General features: G+C 64.9%; 21 protein-coding genes. 10 read left to right on the top strand and 11 right to left on the bottom strand.

The genetic code is table 11. From position 1 onward, the window contains the following. Positions 1–19 precede the first annotated feature (19 nt). The gene (locus D8676_RS07005; protein WP_121580120.1) at positions 20–1,006 is read right to left on the bottom strand and encodes an ABC transporter permease; all 987 of its coding nucleotides are present in this window, start codon (positions 1,004–1,006) and stop codon (positions 20–22) included. After that, positions 1,003–1,881, bottom strand: coding sequence for an ABC transporter permease (locus tag D8676_RS07000; protein ID WP_183097007.1), 879 nt, complete (start codon positions 1,879–1,881; stop codon positions 1,003–1,005). The genes D8676_RS07005 and D8676_RS07000 overlap by 4 nt, the downstream gene beginning before the upstream one ends. A gap of 227 nt (positions 1,882–2,108) precedes the next feature. On the opposite strand from D8676_RS07000, the gene D8676_RS06995 reads away from it, so the two are divergent. The 8 genes from D8676_RS06995 (at position 2,109) to D8676_RS06960 (ending at position 10,140) form a co-directional block, all read left to right on the top strand. After that, on the top strand, positions 2,109–2,795 hold the full coding sequence (locus D8676_RS06995; RefSeq protein ID WP_121580118.1) for a TetR family transcriptional regulator: 687 nt from the start codon (positions 2,109–2,111) through the stop codon (positions 2,793–2,795). A gap of 83 nt (positions 2,796–2,878) precedes the next feature. Then, positions 2,879–3,940: a dihydrodipicolinate synthase family protein gene (locus D8676_RS06990; protein WP_121580117.1), complete on the top strand. Its 1,062-nt coding sequence runs from the start codon at positions 2,879–2,881 to the stop codon at positions 3,938–3,940. Positions 3,941–4,093: 153 nt separating this feature from the next. Further along, entirely contained in the window at positions 4,094–5,593 is a 1,500-nt protein-coding gene (locus D8676_RS06985) for an aldehyde dehydrogenase family protein (protein ID WP_210210707.1), read from the top strand. Positions 5,594–5,657: 64 nt separating this feature from the next. Beyond that, on the top strand, positions 5,658–6,500 hold the full coding sequence (locus D8676_RS06980; RefSeq protein ID WP_245426647.1) for a branched-chain amino acid ABC transporter permease: 843 nt from the start codon (positions 5,658–5,660) through the stop codon (positions 6,498–6,500). An 83-nt stretch (positions 6,501–6,583) separates the two neighbouring features. Further along, the gene (locus tag D8676_RS06975; protein ID WP_245426645.1) at positions 6,584–7,534 is read left to right on the top strand and encodes a branched-chain amino acid ABC transporter permease; all 951 of its coding nucleotides are present in this window, start codon (positions 6,584–6,586) and stop codon (positions 7,532–7,534) included. Then, on the top strand, positions 7,531–8,232 hold the full coding sequence (locus tag D8676_RS06970; protein ID WP_121580115.1) for an ABC transporter ATP-binding protein: 702 nt from the start codon (positions 7,531–7,533) through the stop codon (positions 8,230–8,232). Before D8676_RS06975 ends, D8676_RS06970 begins: the two co-directional genes overlap by 4 nt. Beyond that, positions 8,232–8,930, top strand: coding sequence for an ABC transporter ATP-binding protein (locus tag D8676_RS06965; RefSeq protein ID WP_121580114.1), 699 nt, complete (start codon positions 8,232–8,234; stop codon positions 8,928–8,930). Before D8676_RS06970 ends, D8676_RS06965 begins: the two co-directional genes overlap by 1 nt. 49 nt (positions 8,931–8,979) lie before the next feature. Then, positions 8,980–10,140: a substrate-binding protein gene (locus tag D8676_RS06960; RefSeq protein ID WP_121580113.1), complete on the top strand. Its 1,161-nt coding sequence runs from the start codon at positions 8,980–8,982 to the stop codon at positions 10,138–10,140. A 132-nt stretch (positions 10,141–10,272) separates the two neighbouring features. Here the strand turns inward: D8676_RS06960 and D8676_RS06955 are convergent, their stop codons facing one another. From D8676_RS06955 to D8676_RS06910, 9 genes are all read right to left on the bottom strand, one after another. Next, positions 10,273–10,920, bottom strand: coding sequence for an isochorismatase family cysteine hydrolase (locus D8676_RS06955; RefSeq protein ID WP_121580112.1), 648 nt, complete (start codon positions 10,918–10,920; stop codon positions 10,273–10,275). A gap of 398 nt (positions 10,921–11,318) precedes the next feature. Beyond that, positions 11,319–12,767: an NAD-dependent succinate-semialdehyde dehydrogenase gene (locus D8676_RS06945; RefSeq protein ID WP_245426643.1), complete on the bottom strand. Its 1,449-nt coding sequence runs from the start codon at positions 12,765–12,767 to the stop codon at positions 11,319–11,321. Between the two features lie 38 nt (positions 12,768–12,805). Next, positions 12,806–13,153, bottom strand: a complete 348-nt coding sequence (locus D8676_RS06940; protein ID WP_121580110.1) for a RidA family protein — start codon at positions 13,151–13,153, stop codon at positions 12,806–12,808. Positions 13,154–13,178: 25 nt separating this feature from the next. Continuing rightward, on the bottom strand, positions 13,179–14,306 hold the full coding sequence (locus tag D8676_RS06935; RefSeq protein WP_121580109.1) for an acyl-CoA dehydrogenase: 1,128 nt from the start codon (positions 14,304–14,306) through the stop codon (positions 13,179–13,181). 1 nt (position 14,307) lies between these two features. Then, positions 14,308–15,462, bottom strand: coding sequence for an NAD(P)/FAD-dependent oxidoreductase (locus D8676_RS06930; protein ID WP_183097006.1), 1,155 nt, complete (start codon positions 15,460–15,462; stop codon positions 14,308–14,310). A gap of 8 nt (positions 15,463–15,470) precedes the next feature. Next, a complete protein-coding gene (locus tag D8676_RS06925) occupies positions 15,471–16,223 on the bottom strand; it encodes an amino acid ABC transporter ATP-binding protein (RefSeq protein ID WP_121580107.1) in 753 nt (250 codons plus the stop codon). Next, entirely contained in the window at positions 16,223–16,891 is a 669-nt protein-coding gene (locus D8676_RS06920) for an amino acid ABC transporter permease (protein WP_121580106.1), read from the bottom strand. Before D8676_RS06920 ends, D8676_RS06925 begins: the two co-directional genes overlap by 1 nt. A 97-nt stretch (positions 16,892–16,988) precedes the next feature. Further along, positions 16,989–17,792 (bottom strand): transporter substrate-binding domain-containing protein, encoded by an 804-nt coding sequence (locus tag D8676_RS06915; protein WP_183097005.1) that lies wholly within the window; start codon positions 17,790–17,792, stop codon positions 16,989–16,991. 35 nt (positions 17,793–17,827) lie between these two features. Then, positions 17,828–19,522 carry a thiamine pyrophosphate-binding protein gene (locus tag D8676_RS06910; RefSeq protein ID WP_121580104.1) on the bottom strand — a complete coding sequence of 565 codons (1,695 nt, stop codon included), beginning with the start codon at positions 19,520–19,522 and terminating at the stop codon, positions 17,828–17,830. An 86-nt stretch (positions 19,523–19,608) separates the two neighbouring features. Here D8676_RS06910 and D8676_RS06905 point away from each other — a divergent pair, with 86 nt between their 5' ends. Both D8676_RS06905 and recQ read left to right on the top strand, forming a co-directional pair. Further along, the gene (locus D8676_RS06905; RefSeq protein WP_121580103.1) at positions 19,609–20,367 is read left to right on the top strand and encodes an IclR family transcriptional regulator; all 759 of its coding nucleotides are present in this window, start codon (positions 19,609–19,611) and stop codon (positions 20,365–20,367) included. Between the two features lie 229 nt (positions 20,368–20,596). Next, positions 20,597–22,396, top strand: a complete 1,800-nt coding sequence (gene recQ / locus D8676_RS06900) for a DNA helicase RecQ (RefSeq protein ID WP_121580102.1) — start codon at positions 20,597–20,599, stop codon at positions 22,394–22,396. Positions 22,397–22,456: the final 60 nt, after the last annotated feature.

The raw sequence follows: 22,456 nt of genomic DNA, 5'->3' as shown, positions 1-22,456 counted from the left end.
TTTCTACTCCCATTGTTGATTACTCCCGACCGAGACCACCGCCGCGCCGACCTATCCACGAATAGGCGGCCGAGGCGGCGATGATGATGGCGCCCTTGACCGCGAGCTGCGCCGCGAAGGGCAGCCCGGCGACATTGGCGAGATTGAGCGCGATGATCAGCACCAAGACGCCGGCGAAAGTGCCGCCGACGCCGCCGCGCCCGCCCGAAAAGGTGGTGCCGCCAAGCACGACGGCAGCCAGCACGTCGAACTCCATGCCGGCGCCGGGGTTGGTGCCCGACACGCCGGTGCGGGCCAGCAGCGCAAGGCCGCCGAGCGCGGCGAAGAAACCCGACACCATATAGGCGACGACGGTCACCCGGCTGACCGGCAGGCCGGCCAGCCGCGCCGCGTCCGGATTGGCGCCGATCAGATAGGCATTGCGCCCGAAGCGGGTGCGCGACTGCAAGAAGATGCCGACCGCCACGGCAAGCAGAAGGCAGATCACCAGCACCGGCAGCACCCCGCCGATGCGACCGTTGAGCGTCTCGCGGAAGCCGGGCGAAACGATGCCGCGGGCCGTGCCGCCCGTGCCCATCTGCACCAGGCCGTAGACTACGATCGACATGCCGAGCGTCAGGATGAAGGCGGAACCCTTGCCGTAGGCGATCAGCAGGCCGTTGGCGAGGCCGACGGCGCTGCCGCAGGCAATTGCGGCTGCAATGCCGAGCCACAGATTATCGACCTTGCCGCCCATGACGAGCGCGCACACCACCGCGCTCATCGAGACGATCGCGCCCACCGAAAGGTCGACGCCGCGCAGCAGCATCACGAACGTGACCCCGACCGCCGTGATGCCCACGGGCGCCGCCTGCCGGACGAGGTTGGTGAGGTAGTTCAGCTTGAAAAAGGCATCCGAGACGAGCCCGGCCAGCAGAACCAGCACGACGAGCACGATCCACACCGCGGCCCTGTCGAGCGATGGCAGGCGCAGCGTGCGCGGGAAGGATTGCACCGACGTCGTCATGCCGCTGCCGCCTCGCGTGGGCGGTCGACCAGGATGGCGGCGATGACGATCAGCCCCTTCACCACGATCTGGGTGAAGGCCGGGACCTGAAGCAGGTTGAGTATGTTGCTGAGCACGCCGAGAAAGAGCACCGCGCCCAGAATGCCCGCCACGCTCACCCTGCCGCCTTTCAGCAAAGTGCCGCCGAGAACGACCGCGACGATCGAGTCGAGTTCCAGGCCGCTGCCCGCATTCGGGAAACCCGTGCCGAGACGGCCGGCGACGAGCAGGCCGGCAATGCCTGCGCACAGACCAGAAAGGACGAAGGCCGTGCGGGTCCGCGAGGCCAGGTTCAGCCCCGCCTTGCGGGCCGATTCCGCGCTGTTGCCGATCGCAAGCAGGTGCCAGCCGAAGACCGAGCGCTGCAAGAGATACCAGGCTCCGACGGCGATCGCGGCCACGAGCAGCAGGGATGCGGGAATGCCGGCAATGCGGCCATTGGCGAGGAAGGTCATGACAGGCGGGGCCTGGCCCACGCTGCGGTCGGTCAGCATGAATATGGCACCCTGCAGGATGCTCAGCATGCCGAAGGTAAGGATCAGCGGCGACATGCGCAGGCGGTTGACCAGCTCGCCGTTGACCAGGCCGACGAATGCTGCGAGACCAAGACAAACGGCGATGATGGGCAGGCTCATGGCGGGATACGCCTCGAACAGCATGCAGGCGACAACCGTGATGAGACCAACCAGTTGCCCAACCGAAAGATCGATCATGCCGCCGGCAATCACCGCCGCCTGGCCAAGCGCGAGGATGGCGAGCGTCGCCGACTGCTCAAGCACGTTGGCGAGATTGGCGGCGGTGCCGAATTGCGGCGTACTGACAAGGCCAGCCAACACCAGCAGAAACAGCGCCCAGTATATCCGGGGAAGCCTCTGGCAAGCCAACGCGGTAGCCTGCAAAGGCCGCATTTGCATTCCATCCCAAAAGTAACTAAGTAGTTGGTTATCACGAGACTCGGTGACCGGTCAATATACATCGCAGTCCCTCTGGACGCGCGCCGTGCTCTCGTGCTGATTTCTGCACGGATGTGGCAGATTGGCAGGGTACTCAGGAGGCACGGCCGATGAGCCAGCGGACGGCGAAAGTGACAGCGGGCGAAAGCACACCAGCCCGCAAACCAAAGCCGCGCGACGCGGCGGCAACGCGAGCCGCACTGCTCTCGACCGCGATCAGCGAATTTGCAGACAAGGGCTTTGCCGGCGCGCGCGTCGACGAGATCGCCAACCGGGCCGGGGTGAACAAGCAGTTGCTCTATCACCATTTCGGCAACAAGGACGACCTGTACCGCATCGCTCTGGAGGCCGTCTATTCGGAGATCCGGGCCAAGGAAAAGGCGCTTGATCTCGGCAACCTGACGCCGCTCGAGGCGATGCGGACGCTGGTGGGCTTCTCCTTCGACTATCTCGTCGAGCATCCCGAATTCATCCGGCTGGTCAACGACGAGAACGCGCAAGGCGCGCCGCACGCCAAGAAATCCGACCAGCTGACGGAAATGCACTGGCCCCTGGTGGACCTCCTGACCGAGACGCTGAAGCGCGGCGCGGCCGAAGGCACCTTCCGCGACGACATGGACCCGATCAACGTCTACATCTCGATCGCCGGCATTTCCTACTTCTACTTTTCCAACAACCCGACCCTGTCGGCGATCTTCGGCAAGAAGCTCGGCGCGCCGGCGGCGATCGCGCAGCGGCGCAAGCATGTGATCGAGTTCGTCCTGACGGCGCTACAAAGAAACCAACCAGTTGGTTGACAACTGCCATTCCTTTGCTATCGTCCGCTGATCGCGGGCGCCTGCTCTGGCGCCGGCAGCCATGACGATTGCTGGAGACGAGAATGGGCCTTCATCGCGACGATCTGCCTGCTGAAGTCATGGCCCTGCTGCGCCAAGGCTGCGTCATTCCCGCCCAACCGCTTGCCCTGACCGCAGACCGGCAATTCGACGCACGGCGCCAAAAGGCGCTGACGCGGTACTATATCGATGCCGGCGTAGGCGGGCTGGCCGTCGGCGTCCACACCACCCAGTTCGAAATCCGCGACGTCGGCCTCTACGAGCCGGTGCTGTCGCTGGCGATGCAGTCGGCGCGGGAATGGACCGATCGGCCGCTGGTCATGATCGCCGGCGTCGTCGGGCGCACGGAACAGGCGGTGCGGGAGGCGCGTATCGCCGTCGACCACGGCTATCATGCCGGCTTGCTCAGCCTCGCCGCCTTCAAGGGCGCCTCGCAGGAGGAGATCATCGAGCACTGCCGCCGCGTGGCGGACGAAATTCCGCTGGTCGGCTTCTACCTGCAGCCCGCGGTCGGCGGCGTTAGTCTCGACGCCACCTTCTGGAGAGAGTTCTGCGAAATCGAAAATGTCGTGGCGATCAAGGCCGCGCCCTTCAACCGCTACCGGACGATAGACGTGCTGCGCGGACTGGTGGAAGCGCGCGCGGAGGACCGCATCACACTCTATACCGGCAACGACGATCATATCGTGCTCGACCTGGCGCTCCCGTTCTCCATCCCGCGCGACGGAACCTCCGTCGACGTGCGCTTCCGCGGCGGGCTGCTTGGCCACTGGTCGGTATGGACGCGAGGCGCGGTCGAACTTCACCAGCGTATTCGCGCGGCTGTCGAGGCCGGCGCCATCCCCAACGACATCCTGGCGCTCGATGCGCGCGTGACCGACTGCAACGCAGCCTTCTTCGACGTCGCCAACGACTTCCATGGCTGCATCGCCGGCTGTCACGAGGTGCTGCGCCGGCAAGGGCTCCTGGAAGGCATCTGGTGCCTCAATCCGAACGAGACGCTGAGCCCCGGTCAATCGGAGGCCATTGACCGGGTGTACCAGGTTCATGCCGACCTGGCCGACGACGAATTCGTGAAGGCCAATCTGGACCGCTGGCTGTCCTAGGCGCCACTTCCGCTTGACAGCGGCAAGCGCGCAAATATTATCAAATAACTGGTTGGTTGACAGAACTTACAATTGAGCGGCCCAGGCCGGACGTGCGGGTGGCATGCTGCCCGAACGCATGGTGCTGCGCGCTCCAAGCATGAGGGGTTTGCCTTGGACATCTCGAACGTCGCGGCGCTGATCAGCCCGTCCGTTTCACGCTTCCTGGCGCAGAAGCACAAGCTCTATATCGGCGGCGAGTGGGTCGACGCCCAGTCGGGCGCAACGCTTGCCGTCGAGGACCCTGCCACCGGCCAGCAGCTGGCGACGGTTCCGGCCGGCGACAAGGCCGACGTCGACAAGGCCGTAGCCGCTGCAAGAAAGGCATTCGAGAGCGGCCCCTGGCCGAAGATCAGCCCAATCGAACGCGGCAAGCTCATTACCAAGCTTGCCATGCGCATCGAGGAACTGGCCGACGAACTGGCCGAGATCGAAGCCATCGACGGCGGCAAGCCGCTCGCCTTTGCACGCCACAGCGACATGGTGCAGACCAGCGTCACCTATCACTACATGGCAGGCTGGGCGAGCAAGCTGAACGGTGAGCAGATCCAGCTGACCGGCGGCGGCGATTTCCATGCCTACACGCTGCGCCAGCCGGTGGGCGTGGCGGGTCTCATCCTGCCCTGGAATTTCCCGCAGATCCTGCTGTCCTACAAGCTCGCCCCCGCGCTCGCCGCCGGCTGCACGGTCGTCATAAAGCCGGCCGAGCAGGCGCCGCTGTCCACGCTGCGCCTCGCCCAGATCATCGAGGAAGTGGGTTTCCCGCCGGGCGTCGTGAACGTCGTGACCGGATTTGGGGAGACGGCGGGGGCTGCGATCGCAGAGCATCCCGACGTCGACAAAGTCGCCTTCACTGGCTCGACGGAGGTCGGCAAGATCGTGGCGCGAGCCGCCCTCGGCAACATGAAGCGCCTGACGCTGGAGCTCGGCGGCAAATCGCCGATGATCGTCTTCCCGGACGCCGACCTGGAACGCACCATCCCGGGCATCACTGGCGCGGGCTTCTACCATCAGGGGCAGGTCTGCACGTCGGGCACCCGCATCTATGCGCACAAGTCTATCCACGACAAACTGCTCGACGGCATTGCCGAGCAGGCGTCGAAGATGGCCCCGGGTCATCCGCTCCAGCCCGGTACCCATTTCGGCCCGCTGATCTCGGACGAACAGTTCCAGCGCGTGCTCGGCTACGTAGAGAAGGGTCGCCACGCCGGCGCCAAGGTTTGGACCGGCGGTCGTCGCATCGGCAATGCGGGCTACTTCCTCGAGCCCACGCTTCTCGCCAACACCGATCATTCAATGGACGTCGTGCGCGAGGAGATCTTCGGCCCGGTCGTCTGCGCGATGTCGTTCGACGACGAGGACCTGGACGACATCGCCAAGGCCGCGAACGACACCCCCTACGGACTGGCCGCCTCGATCTGGACCACGAATCTCGGCGTCGCCCACAAGATGGCGAGCCGCGTGAAGGCGGGCAACGTGTGGATCAACACGCACAGCGCCTTCGATTCCGCCCTGCCCTTCGGTGGCGCCAAGCAATCAGGCTGGGGCCGGGAATGCGGTTTCGAGGCCATCCGCGCCTATACCGAGATCAAGTCGGTCTGCGCGGCCCTCTAGGGCCGCGCCACACACAACACTCCGCCTGGGCCGATCCAGGCAAAGCCAGGATAGGAAGTCGCCCGTGTATCTCGAAGCGGCGCTCAACATCGCAACAATGGTCAGCATCCTGCTGCTGGTCGCGCTTGGCCTGGCCATCGTCTTCGGCCTGATGAACATCCTGAACATGGCGCATGGCGAGCTGGTCACCATCGGGGCCTTCACGGCGTCGCTCGTGCAGGTGCATAGCGGCAGTTTCTGGCTGGGCGTCGTCGCGGCAATCATTGTCGGCGCTCTGGTTGGATGGGTACTGGAGCGCGGCCTGATCCGGTACCTCTACGATCGCCCGATGGGCGTCATCCTGGCAACCTGGGGCGTCAGCCTAATCATCCAGCAAGGGCTCCTGCTCCTGTTCGGCCCGAGCCCCCAGATCGTCTACACGCCGATCGAGGGCTCGATCACGCTCTTCGGCAATCCCTACCCCCGCTATCGCCTGGTGCTGATCGCGGCCGCTGTCCTCACCATCGCGGCGACCGCCATCGTCATGAACCGCACCCGCTTCGGCCTCGACCTGCGCACGGTGATCCAGAACCGCGAGGTGGCCGAACTAGTCGGCATCGATTCCCGTCGTATCTTCATGTTCGCCCTGGTGGGCGCCTCGGCGCTGGCCGCGCTCGCCGGCGCTCTCGTGGCGCCCCTCATCAAGGTGGTGCCGACGATGGGGGCCGACTATCTGGCGCCTTCCTTCTTCGTCGTCATCGTCGGCGGGGCCGGAAGCCTGATGGGCGTGGTCGCCGGAAGCGCCTTCATTGGCGGGCTACGAACGCTGCTCGACTACCAGGTGCCGACGACGCTGTCGCAGGCGCTGGTGCTCATCGCCGCGGTCGTCATTGTCCGCTTCCGTCCGCGGGGTCTGTTGCCGGCATGACCCTCCAGGCCTCCTCCTCTTCCGTAAAAGCCACGACGCAAAACAAGGGAGGCCTGGCTTCCATCTCACTGTCGGCTGGCCTGATGGCCGCGGTGCTGGCCTATCCGCTTCTGTTGTCCTCCTATCAGATGGACGTCGCCCGCGATGCGCTTATCTTCGCGCTGCTCGCCCTGTCGCTCGACTTCCTGTGGGGCAAGGCCGGCGTACTGTCGTTCGGCCAAGCTGCTTTCTTCGGCATGGGCGCCTATGCCGTGGCGATCGTCGGCCCGATGGTCCCCAACGACAATGGCGCACTGGCCGGGATGGTCACCGGCATCGGGCTCGCAGTGCTCGTCTCGGGCATCGTTGGCTATTTCCTCATCTATGGCGGCGTGCGCGGCGCCTACCTGACCATCGTCACGCTGGCGCTGACCTTGATCGCCCGCAACGTCGCCACCTCGTGGGCCAGCGTCACCGGCGGCGAGGCCGGACTGATCGGCGCACCGCCGCCCGGCCTGTCGATTGGCGGATGGAGCGTGACGGCGAGCGATTCCGTCAGCCTCTACCTCGTCGTCGCCATCGTCCTGTCCGTCACCCTGACCGCGCTCTGGGCCGCCTCGCGCGGACGCCTAGGCCGGGTACTGACCGCCATCCAGGACGACGAGGCGAAGGCCCGGGCCCTTGGCTACGACACCTCGGGCTATCTTCTGGCGGTGTTTGTCCTGTCGTCGGGTCTGGCAGCCATCGCGGGAGGCCTCTACGCGTCCGCTGCAGGCTATGTCGCGCCCGACCTCGTCGGTCTGCTGCTCTCCACGCAAGCCATCGTCCATGTCGCGTTCGGCGGCCGCGGAACACTGATCGGCCCAGTCCTGGCTACCGTCCTGGTGATCCATGTACAGCAGGAAGTGTCGAGCTTCAGCTATGCGCTGTGGCCGCTGCTGCTCGGGGCGTTCTTCATCGCCATGGTCTTCCTTTTCCCAAAAGGCCTGCTGCCGTTGATCAGCGACCTCGTCCACCGGCTCGTGCCGCGACGCGATCGCGGGGGAACCGCATGAGCACGCCGCTGATCGAGGCCGACAATGTCGGCGTACGCTTCGGCGGCCTGGTCGCGGTAGCCGGCGTCAGCCTTTCCATCGCCCGCGGCGAGATCTGCTGCATCGTCGGGCCGAACGGCGCCGGCAAGAGCACGCTGTTCAACGTGCTGACCGGCACCGTGAAACCCACCACCGGCCGCATCCTGATCGACGGGAAGAATTTCAGCGGCCGCCCCGTTCACGCCTTCGCGAGGCGCGGCGTCGCGCGCAAGTTCCAGGCACCGAGCATATTCTCGTCGCTGAATGTGGGCGACAACCTGCGCGTGGCGCAGCGCCAGGGCAGTGACGAAATCCATCTCGGCGAGATCCTCGGTCTGCTCGGCTTTTCAGGCATGGCAGACGCCCCGGCCGGGACCCTCTCGCATGGCCAGAAGCAATGGCTCGAGATCGGCATGGCACTGGTGGCCAGGCCCAAGGTGCTGCTGCTCGACGAGCCCACCGCCGGCATGGGGCCGGAAGAGACTATGCACACGGTACGGCTGATCCAGGAGATCGCCTCGCGCGCCGCAGTCGCCGTGATCGAACACGACATGGAGTTCGTCCGCGAACTCGGCGTACGCACCCTGGTCCTTCACCAGGGCCGCGTCATTGCCGAAGGCGGCTTCCAGGAAGTCGCCGACGACGACCATGTGCGCGATGTTTATCTGGGGCGCGGCTGATGCTGTCGGTGGACAACCTCGTCGCATCCTACAACGCAGGCCCAGTGCTGCAGGGCGTGAGCCTTTCGGTGCAAGCGGGCGAGGTGGTCGCCCTGCTGGGGCGTAACGGCGTTGGCAAGTCGACCCTGCTGCGCACCCTGGTCGGCCTCGTTCCATCCTGGAACGGAAGCATCCGCATCGACGGTACGCCCCTCGCCCCTATCGCCACCCACGACATCGCACGCATGGGCATGGCGCTTGTACCCCAGGGCCGCGGCATCATCGGCAAGCTCTCCGTTGCCGACAACTTGCGCGCCGCCATGCGCGCAGCGGGATCCCGCCCGGCACTTTCGATCGACCAGGCGATCGCGCCGTTCCCAGCGCTGCGCGAAAAACTGCCCGCCATGGCAGGCACGCTGTCGGGCGGCCAGCAGCAACAGCTTGCCATCGCCAGGGCCATGGTGGGCCGGCCCAAGGTGCTGCTGCTCGATGAACCTTCCGAGGGCGTGCAGCCCAACATTGTCCAGCAGATCGGGCAGCTTGTCCGCAAGCTGGCCGACGAAAGCGGGCTCGCGATCCTGATCGTCGAGCAGAATCTCGAACTGGCCCTCGCGACCGCAAACCGCTGCATCGTCATGGCGAAGGGCCGGATCGTCCATTCCGGACCGCCCGACGAATTCCGAAACGAGGCAGTCCTGAGACGCCACCTGGCCCTGTAGCCACCACCGTTTCAACCAGGCCAACCAAAACCAGAAGAAGGGAACTCCGATGCCGAAATTCCAAATCAACCGCCGCACCGTCCTCAAGACCGGGCTCGCCACCGCCACGACGCTCGCAATGCCGCCGATCCTACGCGCCGCCGACCAGGTCAAGATCGGATTCCTCGCACCGCTGACCGGCTCCGAGGCTATTCTCGGCATCGTGCAGTTGCAATGCTACCAACTGGCCATCGACCACCTCAACGCGGCAGGCGGCATCGGCGGACGCGAGATCGTGTCGATCACCGAGGACGACGAGACGAACGCCAAGTCGACCATCGACAAGACCCGCAAGCTGGTCGCCAAGGACGAAGTCGACCTCGTGCTCGGCACGCTCGCCTCGTTCGAGCGCACGGCGGCGCTGAGCGTGACCAGCCGGGCCAAGAAGCTGTTCATCTATCCGACCTACTACGAAGGTGGCGACTGCTCACCCTATCTGATCAACACCGGGCAGGTGCCGAACCAGCAGATCGACCCGCTGGCCGAACACCTGGCCGGGAAGAGCGTCTATGTGATCGGCCATGACTACATCTGGCCGCGCGGCAGCACCGAGCAGTTGAAGGCAGGACTGGAGGCACGCGGCGGCAGGCTCGCCGGCGCCGAGTTCATGCCCTTCGGCGTCAGCGACTTCGGGCCGTCCTTCGCCAAGGTCAAGCAAGCCAATCCGGACGTGGTCGCTTTCATGCTGGTGGCCGACGACGCCATCACCGCCGTCAAGCAGTACCACAGCTTCGGCATGACGCAGCCGCTCGTATTCCACGCCTGGGATGAGGTTTCGCTCGGAGCGGTGACGCCAGCCGAGCAAGCCGGCATCCTGTCCTCACAGGGATATTTCCAGCAGATCGACTCTCCGGCCAACAAGACCTTCACCGCAGCCTTCGCGGAGAAGTTCGGGGCCGACAAGCCGATCAACTACATCGGTGCATCCGTCTACCAGACCGCGATGCTCTACGCCAAGGCGGTCGAGAAGGCCGGCAGCGTGGAGCCGGAGAAGGTGGTCGAGGCGATCAGCCAGGTCGAGGTCGACGGTCCGATCGGCACGATGCGCGTGGAAGCGGAGACCCATCACGCCGTCCTGCCGAACTACCTCGCCAGGGTGAACGACAGCGCCAAGCTGGAAATCCTCAAATCATACGAGCCCAAGCCGCCCGTGGCAGGCTGTAAGCTCTGAATTGGAATGGGGGGCACAAAGCCCCCCTTCACTCTTCGAGGCATCCCATCAGACTAGATCGCCTGAAACGCCCTATCTTGCTGCTTTGCGCAATTCCGAACGCAGGTGGGACCTGCCGCGGGCGGCAAAACCTCAACGGCCCTCGCCGTCCAGCCAGTCGATCACCGTGTTGCTGTCGGCCACCCAGCCGAACTTCATCGCGAAATTCTTCAGCGTCGCCGCTTTCAGCTCAGGGTCGAAGGATGAAACGCCGTCGGAGACGAGCACCGTGCGGTAGCCGTGCTGCATGGCTTCCCGCGCCGTCTGGTCGACGCAGATCTGCGCGACGGTGCCCGTCACCACCAGCGAACGGACGCCGAGCTCCCGCAGCAACCGGTCCAGATCGGTGCCGTGGAACGAACCATAGGCATATTTGTCGATCACGGGATCGCCGGGCAGCGGCGCCAGTTCGTCGATGACCGCGATACACTCCAGCGCGCCCGACGCGTCGGCATATTCCCGCGTCGCACCCTCCCAACAGCATTTTACCGTGGCATCGCACTGAGGCGACCACAGCCACATGAGGCCCGGTTCCTGCTCGGCCAGGAAACGCGTATAGATCACCGGCCGGCCGAGCTTGCGGAATGTTTCGATCAAACGCTGGATAGGCACGATCGTGTCGCGCGCTTCCGCGACCTCGAGGGGCGCGCCCTGCCGGACGAAATCGTTCTGCATGTCGATCACGAGCAGGCCAGGAGCGTCGACGCGCTCGGCAACAGGCAAATCGGCGGATGAGCGCATCAAGCAACCCCTTCTCGGCTACGCACACGATAGTCAGCCCCGGAATTTGCGGGATCGGAGTCGATTTTACAACTAGTCAGTTGGAAATATCCAAGCTGGATTCTGAATTGCGCCGCGATGAACAGACAAGTCGAGTACTGCATCGCTGCCGGCGTCGACGGAGTCGTGGTGCTTGGCCTTGCGGCCGAAGTTGCTAAGCTAACGGAAGCCGAGCGATGGCCGCGCGCGCAGCCTGCAATTCTCGAAGGTAGACATAGGCCCACAACTACGCCGACCAACTGACGGTCTCCAAAGCCGATCGGCCTCGTAGCAGCTATCAGAAAACGCAGTGGTAGCGCGGAGGGTCAAAACCTTAGGGCCAAGCAGATAGCCCGTCAGACCGAGACAGCCAGAACCATTCAGGCGATGGCTCGCTCGGTGACGAGGCGCGGATAGGTGTAGGCTTCCAGCGCCTCCTCGCCGCCTTCCGAGCCGATGCCGGAATCCTTGATGCCGCCGAACGGAAGCTCGGGATGCGAGAGCCCCAGATGGTTGATGGTCAGCATGCCCGCCTCGACGCCGGAGCGCAGCCTGGCCAAGTCTTGCGGGTCGCGCGCGAAGGCATAGGCGGCAAGTCCGTAGTCGAGGCGGTTGGTCTCGGCGACCGCCTCCTCGATCTCTGCAAACGTCACGATGGGCGCGACCGGCCCGAAGGGCTCCTCGTTCATGATCCGCGCGCTGACCGGCACGTCGACGAGAACCGTCGGCTCGAAGAAATATCCGGGACCGTCCACCGGTGCGCCGCCGCTGGCAAGCCTGGCGCCGCGATCGAGCGCGTCGGCGACGATGGACCGGACCGCCGCGCGTCTCTTCTCGTTGACCAGCGGTCCCATGCCGGTCGCCTCATCGAGGCCTGAACCGAGCGTCAGCGCACGCGCCTTGGCCACGAAAGCTTCGGTGAAATCCGCCGCGATATCCTCATGGACGATGAAACGCGTCGGCGATACGCAGACCTGCCCTGCGTTGCGGAATTTTGCCGCCGCGATCAGTTCGATGACGGCGGCAACGTCTGCATCCCTGGTGACGATGACCGGCGAGTGTCCGCCGAGCTCCATCGTCGCGCGCTTCATGTGCCGGCCGGCGAGCGATGCGAGATGCTTGCCCACGGCGGTGGACCCCGTGAACGAGATCTTGCGGATCGCCGGATGGGCGATCAAGGCGGACGAGATATCGGCCGGATTGCCGTAGAGCAGGTTGACGACGCCAACGGGCACGCCGGCGTCATGAAACGCCTGAACGAGCTCCGCACAGGAAGCCGGCGTCTCCTCCGGCCCCTTGAGCACGATCGAACACCCCGCGGCCAGAGCGGCCGAAACCTTCCGCACGGCCTGGTTGATGGGGAAGTTCCACGGCGTGAACGCCGCGGTTGGCCCGACCGGATGCGGCATGACGGTCTGGGTCACGCCCTCCTGACGCGAAGGAATGACGCGTCCATAGAGCCGGCGAGCCTCTTCGGCGAACCATTCGATCAGATCCGACGCCAGGGCGACTTCCGCACGCGCCTCCCGCAGCGGCTTGCCTTGCTCCAGCGTTATCAGGCGCGCGACGGTCTCGGCCCGTTCGCGCAGCAGGCGTGCGGCGTCGCGCATCAGGCCATAGCGCCTGAAAGCGGGCGTCGCACTCCATTCCCGGAAGCCGCGCGCCGACGATTGCGCCGCAGCCTCGGTATCCCCGGCGGTCGCGGCCGCGACACGGCCGATCACTTCGCCCGTGGCGGGGTTCTCGACGGGAAGCGTCTGGCCATCCCCGCCGGTTCGACGCTCGCCGCCGATGCACAGCCGGATCAGATCGGGATATTCGTTGGACACGGTCGAACCTACCTCTCGCGATTGGATGGTTGAATGGCTCAGCCGGCCGCCATGATCTGGATTTCGACCTTGATGCGCGGCGACGAGAAGCGCGCCTCGACGCAGGCGCGCGCCGGCGGCTCGTCGGTCGACACCCATGCGTCCCAGACGCTGTTCATCGCGGCGTAGTCGGCGATGTCGGCCAGCCAGATCGTGGCCGAAACGATGTTCGACTTGTCGTAGCCCTGCTCGGCGAGAAGCGCGTCGATCTTGTCCAGAACCTCTCTGGTCTGGCCGGCGGCGTCGAGATCGAAATCCTTCGCGACCTGTGCAGAGGTGACGAACATACCGTTCCAGGAGACGCCCTGGCTCATGCGGGCGTTCTTGTGATGTCGCGTAATGCTCATGGTTCGGTTCCTTTCTGTTCGGGCGTCATGCGGCCTGCTGTGGAAATTTGCGGTCGAATGCCGCTTCGGCGATCCGGGTCAGCATCATCTCGATGGTGCCGCCATTGATCATGTGGCCCCGCGCCTTGCGGAAGCAGTATTCGGCGAGTGCGGCATCGCTGTAGCCCGCAGCGCCCATCACCTGTACGGCCATGTCGCCGGCGGCCAGCGCCGCCCGGTTGCAGTGGATCTTGGCCATCGACGATTCGTCGCCGGTGAGGCGGCCTTCGTCGGCGCGGTGGGCCGCCCGGTAAAGCATGAGCTGTGCCGCTTCGAGCTGCAGGCGGGCCTCGGCGACCTTCCACTGGATACCCTGGAACTCACAGATCGGCCGGCCGAACTGCTGCCGGTCCAGCGCATGAGCGCGGGCGAGATCGTAGGCGCACCAGCCGAGGCCAAGCGCTCGGGCGGCATTGCCCAGCTTCTCGACGTCGAAGAAGCCGGCCTTCGCCACAAAGCCTCCCGCGGAGAAGATAATGTCCTCCTCGCCGATGGCGATGTTATCGAACTCCAGCCGGCACCAGCTTTCCCCGTTCATGAAAGCGCCGGCAGCGTGGATATCCAGCCCTGGTCTGTTACGCTCGATCAGGACCGCTCCGATATCGGCGACCGTGCTTCCGAAATTGGCATAGACCACGAAGGCGTCCGCCTCTGCCGAGTTCGAGCAGTAGGTCTTGTGCCCGGCCAGCATCCCGCCGGCAACGGCGGTTTGCGTGGCCGCGGCCTGAGCGCCGGCGTTGTCCTCGGTGATCGCGATCGGGACGATCGCCTTGCCTTCGGCGACGTCCTTCAGCACGGCTCGCTGACGATCGCTATGCGCGTGGCGGGCAAGCAGCAGCGACGCACCGAAGTTGAGCTGGTGGAACGCATCGCCGGATCGCGCGCATGCGCGGGCGACGGCCTCGAGCGCTGCAGCGGCGGCAAGGATGCCGCCGCCAGCACCTTTCGAGGAAGAGAGGCCCGACCAGCCCCTGCCTGCCAGAAGTTGCGAGACGTCGCGCGGGAAGCGCTCGCCCTTCGACCTTTCCAGCGAGCCGGGCGCAAGATGCTCGGCGGAGAATGCGCGCACCGCTTCCACCAGCGCGGAGATATCGGATGGGAGTTCAAACGGCATGTTATGCTTCCACCTGTCCGGGGGCGTAGCCGGTCGGCGTGCGGTAGGCCGCCAGCGTGCGCTGCTTCATGATCCAGCGCGAGCGACCCATGCCTGCAAGCGCTGCGTTGCGCGCGAAGGCAGGCCAGTTCATCAACGAGCTGTAGACGCCGGAAAGAAGCTGCGTCCGATCGACCAGCGGGCGCTCGTTTTCCTCCCAGCCGGCAAGCGCGGTCTCGATGTCGCGCGCCTTGCTCACAACGGCGGCAAGCGAGAGCGCATTGACCATGGCAAGTGCGGCGCCCTGTCCGAAATTCGGCGACATCGCGTGCGCGGCGTCGCCGAGAATGGCCACGCGCCCCTGGTGCCACTTTGTCAGGATGACGCTCTGGTACTGGTCCCAACTCCACCGTTCCTGTTCGCCGACGGTCTCGATGTAGTCGCGAAGGACGGGGAAGCTCTCGATCCAGCTCTCTTTGTCGATGGGCGCCCGGGTACCGCGCTCGTCGCCTTTCTGGGCGATCAGCCCGAGATAGAGATGCTTTTCGCTGCACGGGGAAAGCATCGCGCGCCGGCGGCCGCTCCAGTATTCCACGAAGGTGCCTTCCGGCCATTCGCCAGCGGCGTCACGCGGAACCAGCATGCGGATCGACCCGTCGGCAAAGAGCTTCCTGCGCTTGAAAAGCCCCTTGCGAACGCTGCTTCGCGAACCCGCGCCGTCGGCGATCACAACGAGATCGGCAGTCCGGGTTTCTCCGCTTGCCAAGGTCACGGCGCCGCCGGCATCGACGTCCGAGATCTCCGAAGAGGTGACAATGGTGACGCCTGCCTTCCGGGCGGCAGTTTCGAGCGCTGCGATGACGCGGCTGCGCAACAGCATGAACATGCGCAGCGTCTGGACCTCGGTCTTCCAGTTATAGGAAGATAGAAGCCGGCCTTCCCCATCCCGTGTCTCGCGGTTGGACAGAGGGAAAGCGCCCTGGACCGCATCGTCGTAGGCACCCAGCATTTCGAGGACCTTCAGCCCGTTTTCCGACAGCGCGAGGGCGGAGCCGAAGGCGCGGATTTCGGGCCCGCGCTCATGGAGGGTGACGTCCCATCCATAGCGAGCCAGCGCCGTTGCCGCCGCGAGACCGGCAAAACCTCCGCCTACAACAGTCGCCGTTCCGGAAGGCATGGCCATGCTCACGCGTTGATGATCGACTTGAGGAATTTTTTGGCGCGTTCCGATTGAGGATTGCGGAATACGTCGGACGCGCTGCCGCTTTCCGCGATGTGGCCGGAATCCATCAGAATCGCATGGTCGGCGACGTCCCGCCCGAAGCCGATCTCGTGGGTGACGACGATCATGGCGATGTTGTCCACCTCCTTGAGGCTGCGGATGACGTTGAGCACCTCCTCGCGCATTTCCGGATCGAGCGCCGATGTCGGCTCGTCGAAGAGCATCAGGTTTGGCTTCATCGCCAGCGCCCGCGCGATGGCTACACGCTGCCGCTGTCCGCCGGACAGCGTCGAGGGATAGACGTTCGCTTTCTCCGGAATGCCGACGCGCTTGAGCAGATCGTGAGCGGTCTCGTTGGCCTCCCGGCGGTCGATGCCCAAAAGCTTGCGCGGCGCGATGGTGAGGTTGTCCAGCACGGTCATGTGCGGGAAAAGGTTGAACTGCTGGAACACGAAGCCGGTGGAAAGGCGAATCCTGAGCATCTCCTTGGGGCTCGCCGATCCAACGTCGATGCCGCCGACGGAGATCTTGCCGCCGTTGATCTTTTCCAGCCCGTTCACGCAGCGCAACAGCGTGCTCTTGCCGCAGCCGCTGGGGCCAAGCAGAACCACGGCTTCGCCGGGCGCGACGTCGAAAGAGATGCCCTTGAGCACCTCGAGCGAGCCGTACCTCTTGGTGACGTTCTCGATTTTGACGACGGGAGCTGCACCCTGCATCAGATAGGCTCCCACTTACGAAGGCGTTCGATGCCACGCATGAACATCGTGTAGAGGATGACCAGGCCGACGTAGAGAACGGCGGCGCCGGTATAAAGCTCCAGCGGCCGGAAGAACTGTACGGTCAGTTCCTGCGCGCGGAACATCACTTCCGGGACCGCGATGACGACCGCGATCGGCACTGTCTTGATGATGGTGATGTGCACGTTTGTCACCGCAGGCAGCGTCATGAAGAACGCCTGCGGGAAGATGACGTAGCGCATGGTCTGGATGCCGGAAAATCCGAGCGACGCGGCCGCCTGGCGCTGCGTGGTCGCGATCGATTCCAGGCCGCCGCGAAACGCTTCGGACGTGAAGGCGGCGCCGTTCAGCGATAGCGAGATAATCGCGCTTTCGGCGGCGGAAAACCGCCATCCGGTCAACATGGGAAGCACGTAGTGCACCCAGAACAGCAGGCAGATGACCGGGATGGTTCGGAAAACATCGACAAAGACGACGGTCGGGATGCGCAGCAGCCGATGCTGCGCCGTCGAGAAGACAGCGAGAAGCAGGCCGAGGACCGTGGCGATGACGATCGAGGGAATTGCGACCCACACCGTCTCGTAGAGCCCTTCGAGCATGTAGGGCCCGTAGGTGTGGAGGATGCTGAAATCGAACTTGTAGTTCATCTCAATTTGCTCCGACGAGCCATGACGGCATCGGCTGTCTCCCGGGAAGCGAAGGCGGAGGACACGCCTCCGCCCCGCAGGTCACGTCGTCCTTGGCTCAGCGCGGTCCGATGGGCGTTTCCTCGGGAAGGCTGTAGCGCTTCGTCAGCGTGTGATACCAGCGCTGAAGCTGCATCGACGTAACGTAGCCGTCGAGCAGGGCGAGCAAATCGGCGTCGTCATACCTCACCGCGAAGGCGAGGCCGCCCCATTCGGTTTCGTCGTCCTTGAAACGCACGAGCTTGAGTTCGTCGGGACGCTCCTCGGCGCGGATGAAGTTGGTCCAGGAATCGCCGATATAGGCGTCGGCCCGGCCCTGCATCACGTCGAGCACGGCGGAGGAGGAATCGGCCAGGGCGGAAATCTGGGCGTTCTTGATGTGGTTGCGCGCGAAGGTGTGCATGGCCGTTCCGGAAACGACGGAGAGGACCTTGCCCTCCTGATCGAGATCGGCCAGCGACTGCGCATCGCTGTCAGGGCGCGCCAGCGCCGACGTGTTGAAGAACGCGTAGGGCTTGCCGAATGCAAGGGCCGCGGCCCGCTCGGGCGTGACGCCGCCGCCAACCATGACGTCGAAGGTGCCAGCCTGAAGACCGGCGACGATGCCGGCCCAGTTGGTCGCAACATATTCGACCTTGATGCCCATGCGCTCTTCGAAGTTCTTGAGGTCGTCGGCGAGGAAGCCTTCGTAGCCGTCGCCATCCGGCTTCTTCATGAGGAAGCGCGGCCAGCCCGGCACGACACCTACCTTGATGACCTTTTCCTGCAGCACGCGCTGCAGAGCTTCCTGGGCGCTGCCTGTGGCGGTTGCGCCCACCAGTAACGATACGGCCACCAGGGCCAGCTTCAGTCGTTTGAGCATTTTTATTCCCCTTTTTATTCTGGACCAGGTTTCGGTTAGTGCGACTGCATGACGAGATCCGAGCTCATGCCGACGATGGGCGCCATCGCGTCGGGGTCGATAATGACGTCTATGACGTATGGCTCGTTGCCGGCGAGAGCCCGTTCGATGGCCGCGCCGATGAGGGCCGGGTCGGTGACGCGTTCGCCCCTGCATTTCAGGCTGCGCGCGACTTCGGCAAAATCGATTTCGAGGAAATCGCACTCGCGGTAGCTGCCGAACATCTTCTGTTCGTAGTGCTTCTGGAAACCGAGCGTGCCGTTGTTGAAGACGATGACGACAAGCGGCACCCGGTAGCGCGCGGCCGTTTCCAGCTCGTTGAAGACGTAGCCGAACGCGCCGTCGCCGGTCACGCAGATGACCGTGCTGTCTGGCGCCCCCATCTTGGCGCCGATGGCTGCCGGCAGCGACCAGCCGATGCCGCCAGTGCCGCGCGGCGAAATCATCGCCTTGCCCTTGCCCACGGTGTCGATGTGGCTCATGGCCCATCCGGTGATGTAACTCGCGTCGGTGACGATCACGGTGTCGTCGCGCACGCGGTCCGATATCTCGCGAAGCAGCCGCTCGGGGCGGATCGGCGTTTGCTGCGAGGCGAAGACCTCGCTGACCTCGCTCTCCCATTCGGCGCGCAGCGCGTCGAGACGCGGCGCCGGGTCCCGCGAAGACGGCGCGCGGCCGCCGATCTCGGCAAGCAGATCCTGCAGCGTTTCGCGCGCGTCGCCCAAGAGCGGCACCTCGGTCAGGAAATTGCGGCCGATTTCCTCGGGGTCCATGTCGATGTGGATGACCCGCGTTCCCGGTCTCGGCAGCGTCCAGTTGAAGGAGCAGATCTGGCCGTTGCGGGAGCCGACGATCAGGACGACGTCCGCTTCCTCAAGGACGGTGTTTGCAATGATGCCGCGACCGTATTGGCCGCCGGTCGAGGTGCCCGATACGCCGGCGCTCAGCGGATGATCCTCCGGAACGGCGCCCTTGCCGTTCATCGTGGTGGCGATCGGCGCGCGCAGTTTCTCGGCGAGCGCGAGCATTTCGTCCCACGCTTGCGAAATGATGACGCCGCCTCCCGACAGGATGGCTGGGCGGCGTGCCGAAAGCAGGATTTCCGCGGCTTCCGCCACCGCTTCCCGCGAAGGCCGGGTCCGCATGGACGGGAACGAGGTGTACCGCTCCTGGTTGGCCACGCCGTCTTCATGCGCGACTTGCGCCATCACATCCGGCGGACAGAGCACGACGACCGGACCCGGCCGCCCGGAGGTGGCGATGCGGAAGGCATGGCGGGTGATTTCCAGCGCGCGCTCGCGCATCTCGATGCGGCCGACCCATTTCACGTAGGGCGAAAGCGCCAGCCCGTGGTCCAGTTCGCTCGACGAATGCTTGCCGCGGTTCGACTGGGCGATCTCTTGCACGAAGGCGATGACGGGGATCGAGGACTTCTGCGCCTCGAGGAGGCCGGTGGCGAGGTTGGTTGCGCCGGGGCCGAACGTCGACAGGCAGACGCCGGGGCGGTTGGTCGCCTTCGCATAGCCGTGCGCCATGATCGCCCCGTGCTTCTCGTCGCGCACAGTGACGACCCTGACGGCGTTGCCGTCCAGCCCATGCACGATGTTCACGGGGTCCTCCATGCCGAACACGCAGGTCACCCCGTATTCCTGCAACGTCCGGGCTATGGCCGCACCGACAGTCAAAGTCATCTGAATTACCTGCTTTATGTGTTGCACAATGTGAAACTATATGCTTATTATGAAACTGTACCAGAAAACGGGTGTCAAGCGGAATCATGAAATCCGTCACGAATGCTATGAAGGTGCTGGAGCTGTTCTCGACGGAGCGCATGCAGATCAGCGTCAGCGAAGTGGCCAAGGAGCTTGCGATTCCAAAGAGTTCGGCGTCCCGGCTGCTCTCCGCGATGCGCAAAAGCGAGATCGTTGCGCAGGTGTCGAAGGGTGGCGTCTACGGCATCGGGCCGCTCGCGCGCAGGCTCGGCGCGCTCTATTCCTCCACCGTCTCGACGCGCGACATCATCCGCGAGGGCATGAAGGAGCTTGCGACGGAAACCGGCCATTCCTGCTGGATGTCAGTGCTTTCGGGAACCGACATAACGGTTGTCGACGGCATTCACGGCGGTTACCCGATCCGGCTGGTGGTCGAAGTGGGCAGCCAGCTGCCGTCCCACGCCACGGCCGCCGGCAAAGCCCTGCTGGCGCGCCTGGAAGACGAGAAGATCCGCGCGCTGTACCGCTCGTCGGACCTGCCGGTTTTCACCGAGAACACGCTGACCTCGATGGACCGCCTTCTGGCCGAGCTGGCGACGATACGCAAAAGGGGCTGGGCGGAGACGAGGCAGGAGATCATCGACGGCATAACCTCGATAAGCGTCGCATTGACGGCGGCCAGCGAACCTTCCGGCATAGCGCTCAGCGTTTCGTTTCCCGTGGCGAATCTGAACGAGGGGCAGCAGAGCGACGTCCGCCACGCCTTGCTGCGCACCGCCGCCAAGCTGGGGCAACGGATCGGAGACACGAATTGGAGCCGCTGAAGGCAGCCGAGCCGTCCTCGGCCGGCGCAATGGAAGTCGTGCGCGGAGAGCTCCTCTTCTCGTCACCTTTCCGCATACGGGCACGATGATCCCAGACAGGCTGCTTGCGGGGATGGTGTCGCGCGAACGGGCGCTGCTCGTCACCGACTGGCATATCCACGAGCTCTACGGTTTCGGCGCGGCGAAGCTGCTATGAGGGACGTCTCCATGATTCTCCCTGCTGCCGCCGATGACCATGCCCGCCCTCGAAATACTCAAGACCGTCTACGGCTATGATGCGTTCAGGGGACCGCAGGCGCGGATCGTCGAGCATGTGATATCAGGCCACAACGCCTTCGTGCTGATGCCGACGGGCGGCGGCAAGTCGCTCTGCTACCAGATCCCCGCCATCGTCCGTCCCGGCATGGGGCTCGTCGTATCGCCGCTGCTGGCGCTGATGGCCGATCAGGTGGCGGCCTTGCGGCAGGCTGGCGTGCGGGCGGCAGCCCTCAACTCCGACCTGCCGGCCGACGAGCGGCGCGCCCTGTGGCGCGACGTCCACGGCGGCAATCTCGACCTGCTCTACGTCGCCCCCGAAACGCTGCTGCGGCCGGGCGTGCTGGAGCAACTGGACCGGGTGAAGCTGTCGCTTATCGCCATCGACGAGGCGCACTGCCTGTCGCAATGGGGGCACGATTTCCGTCCTTCCTATCGGCAGCTCGACGCGCTGGTGCCGCGCTTTGCCGGTACGCCGCGCATGGCGCTGACTGCGACGGCCGACGAGCCGACGCGCGCAGAGATCCTGTCGCACCTCGAGATCGCCGAAACTGACGCCTTCATCGCCGGCTTCGACCGGCCCAACATTCGCTATGCCATCGAGGAAAAGGACAATCCGCGTGCGCAGCTGAAGGATTTCCTGAAACGGCATGAGGGCGAAAGCGGCATCGTCTACTGCCTGTCGAAGCGGAAGACCGAGGAGACCGCCGCCTGGCTGCAGGGCCTCGGCTACGACGCGCTCGCCTATCACGCCGGCATGGACAAGGCGGCGCGCGAGGCCAACCAGATGCGCTTCCAGCGCGGCGAGGCGGTCGTCATGGTCGCCACCATCGCCTTCGGCATGGGCATCGACAAGCCGGACGTGCGTTTCGTCGCGCATCTCGATCTGCCCGGCAGCATCGAGGCCTATTACCAGGAGACCGGCCGCGCCGGGCGCGACGGCTTGGCCGCAGACACCCTCATGCTCTACGGCTCCGAGGACATCGCGCTGCGCAGCCGCTTCATCGAGGAATCGGACGCGTCGGACCAGCGCAAGCGCATGGAGCGCCAGAAGCTCGACGCACTTTTGGGACTGGCCGAGACGGCGGACTGCCGCCGGCGGGTGCTGCTCTCCTATTTCGGCGACCATGCCGAGCCGTGCGGCAATTGCGACACCTGCGCCGAGCCGCCAAAACTGTTCGACGGCACGATCGCGGCGCAGAAGGCGCTGTCATGCATCTACCGCACCGGCGAGCGTTTCGGGCAGGCCTATGTCGTCGACGTGCTGCTCGGCGTCGAAAACGAGCGCATCACCCAGTTCGGCCACGACCGCATCTCCACCTTCGGCATCGGAAGAGAGCACGACAACCGCACATGGCGGGCGATCCTGCGCCAGCTGATCACGCTGAGATTTGTCGACGTCGATCTTGCCGGCCACGGTGGCCTGTCGATAGCGCCTGATGGCCGCGACTTCCTGCGCGACAAGCCGACGCTGATGCTGCGCGTGCCGCCGCCTCCGCGCGCCCGGCGTGGCAAGGTCACGCGGAATGCCGCGCAGTCCGCCGTCAGCGAGGCGGACCAGTACCTGTTCCAGGCGCTCAGGCAGAAACGCACGGAGATCGCGCGCCTGCAGAACGTGCCGCCCTATGTGATCTTCCACGACAAGACGCTGATCGAACTGGCGGCGGCGCGGCCCGCGTCGCGTGCCGAGATGGCCGATTTGCCCGGCGTCGGCGAAACCAAGCTCGACCGCTACGGCCCGGCCTTCCTGGCGGTGATCGCCGAGCATAGATGACCGGCGTTTGGTAGCCGCGAATGGGTTGCTCGCCTTGCCTTGTTCGCACCGGGAAGATGA

Source organism: Mesorhizobium sp. YM1C-6-2, assembly GCF_003666685.1.
Classification (GTDB): Bacteria; Pseudomonadota; Alphaproteobacteria; order Rhizobiales; family Rhizobiaceae; genus Mesorhizobium_K.
This window is presented reverse-complemented; position numbering and strand designations above follow the sequence as displayed.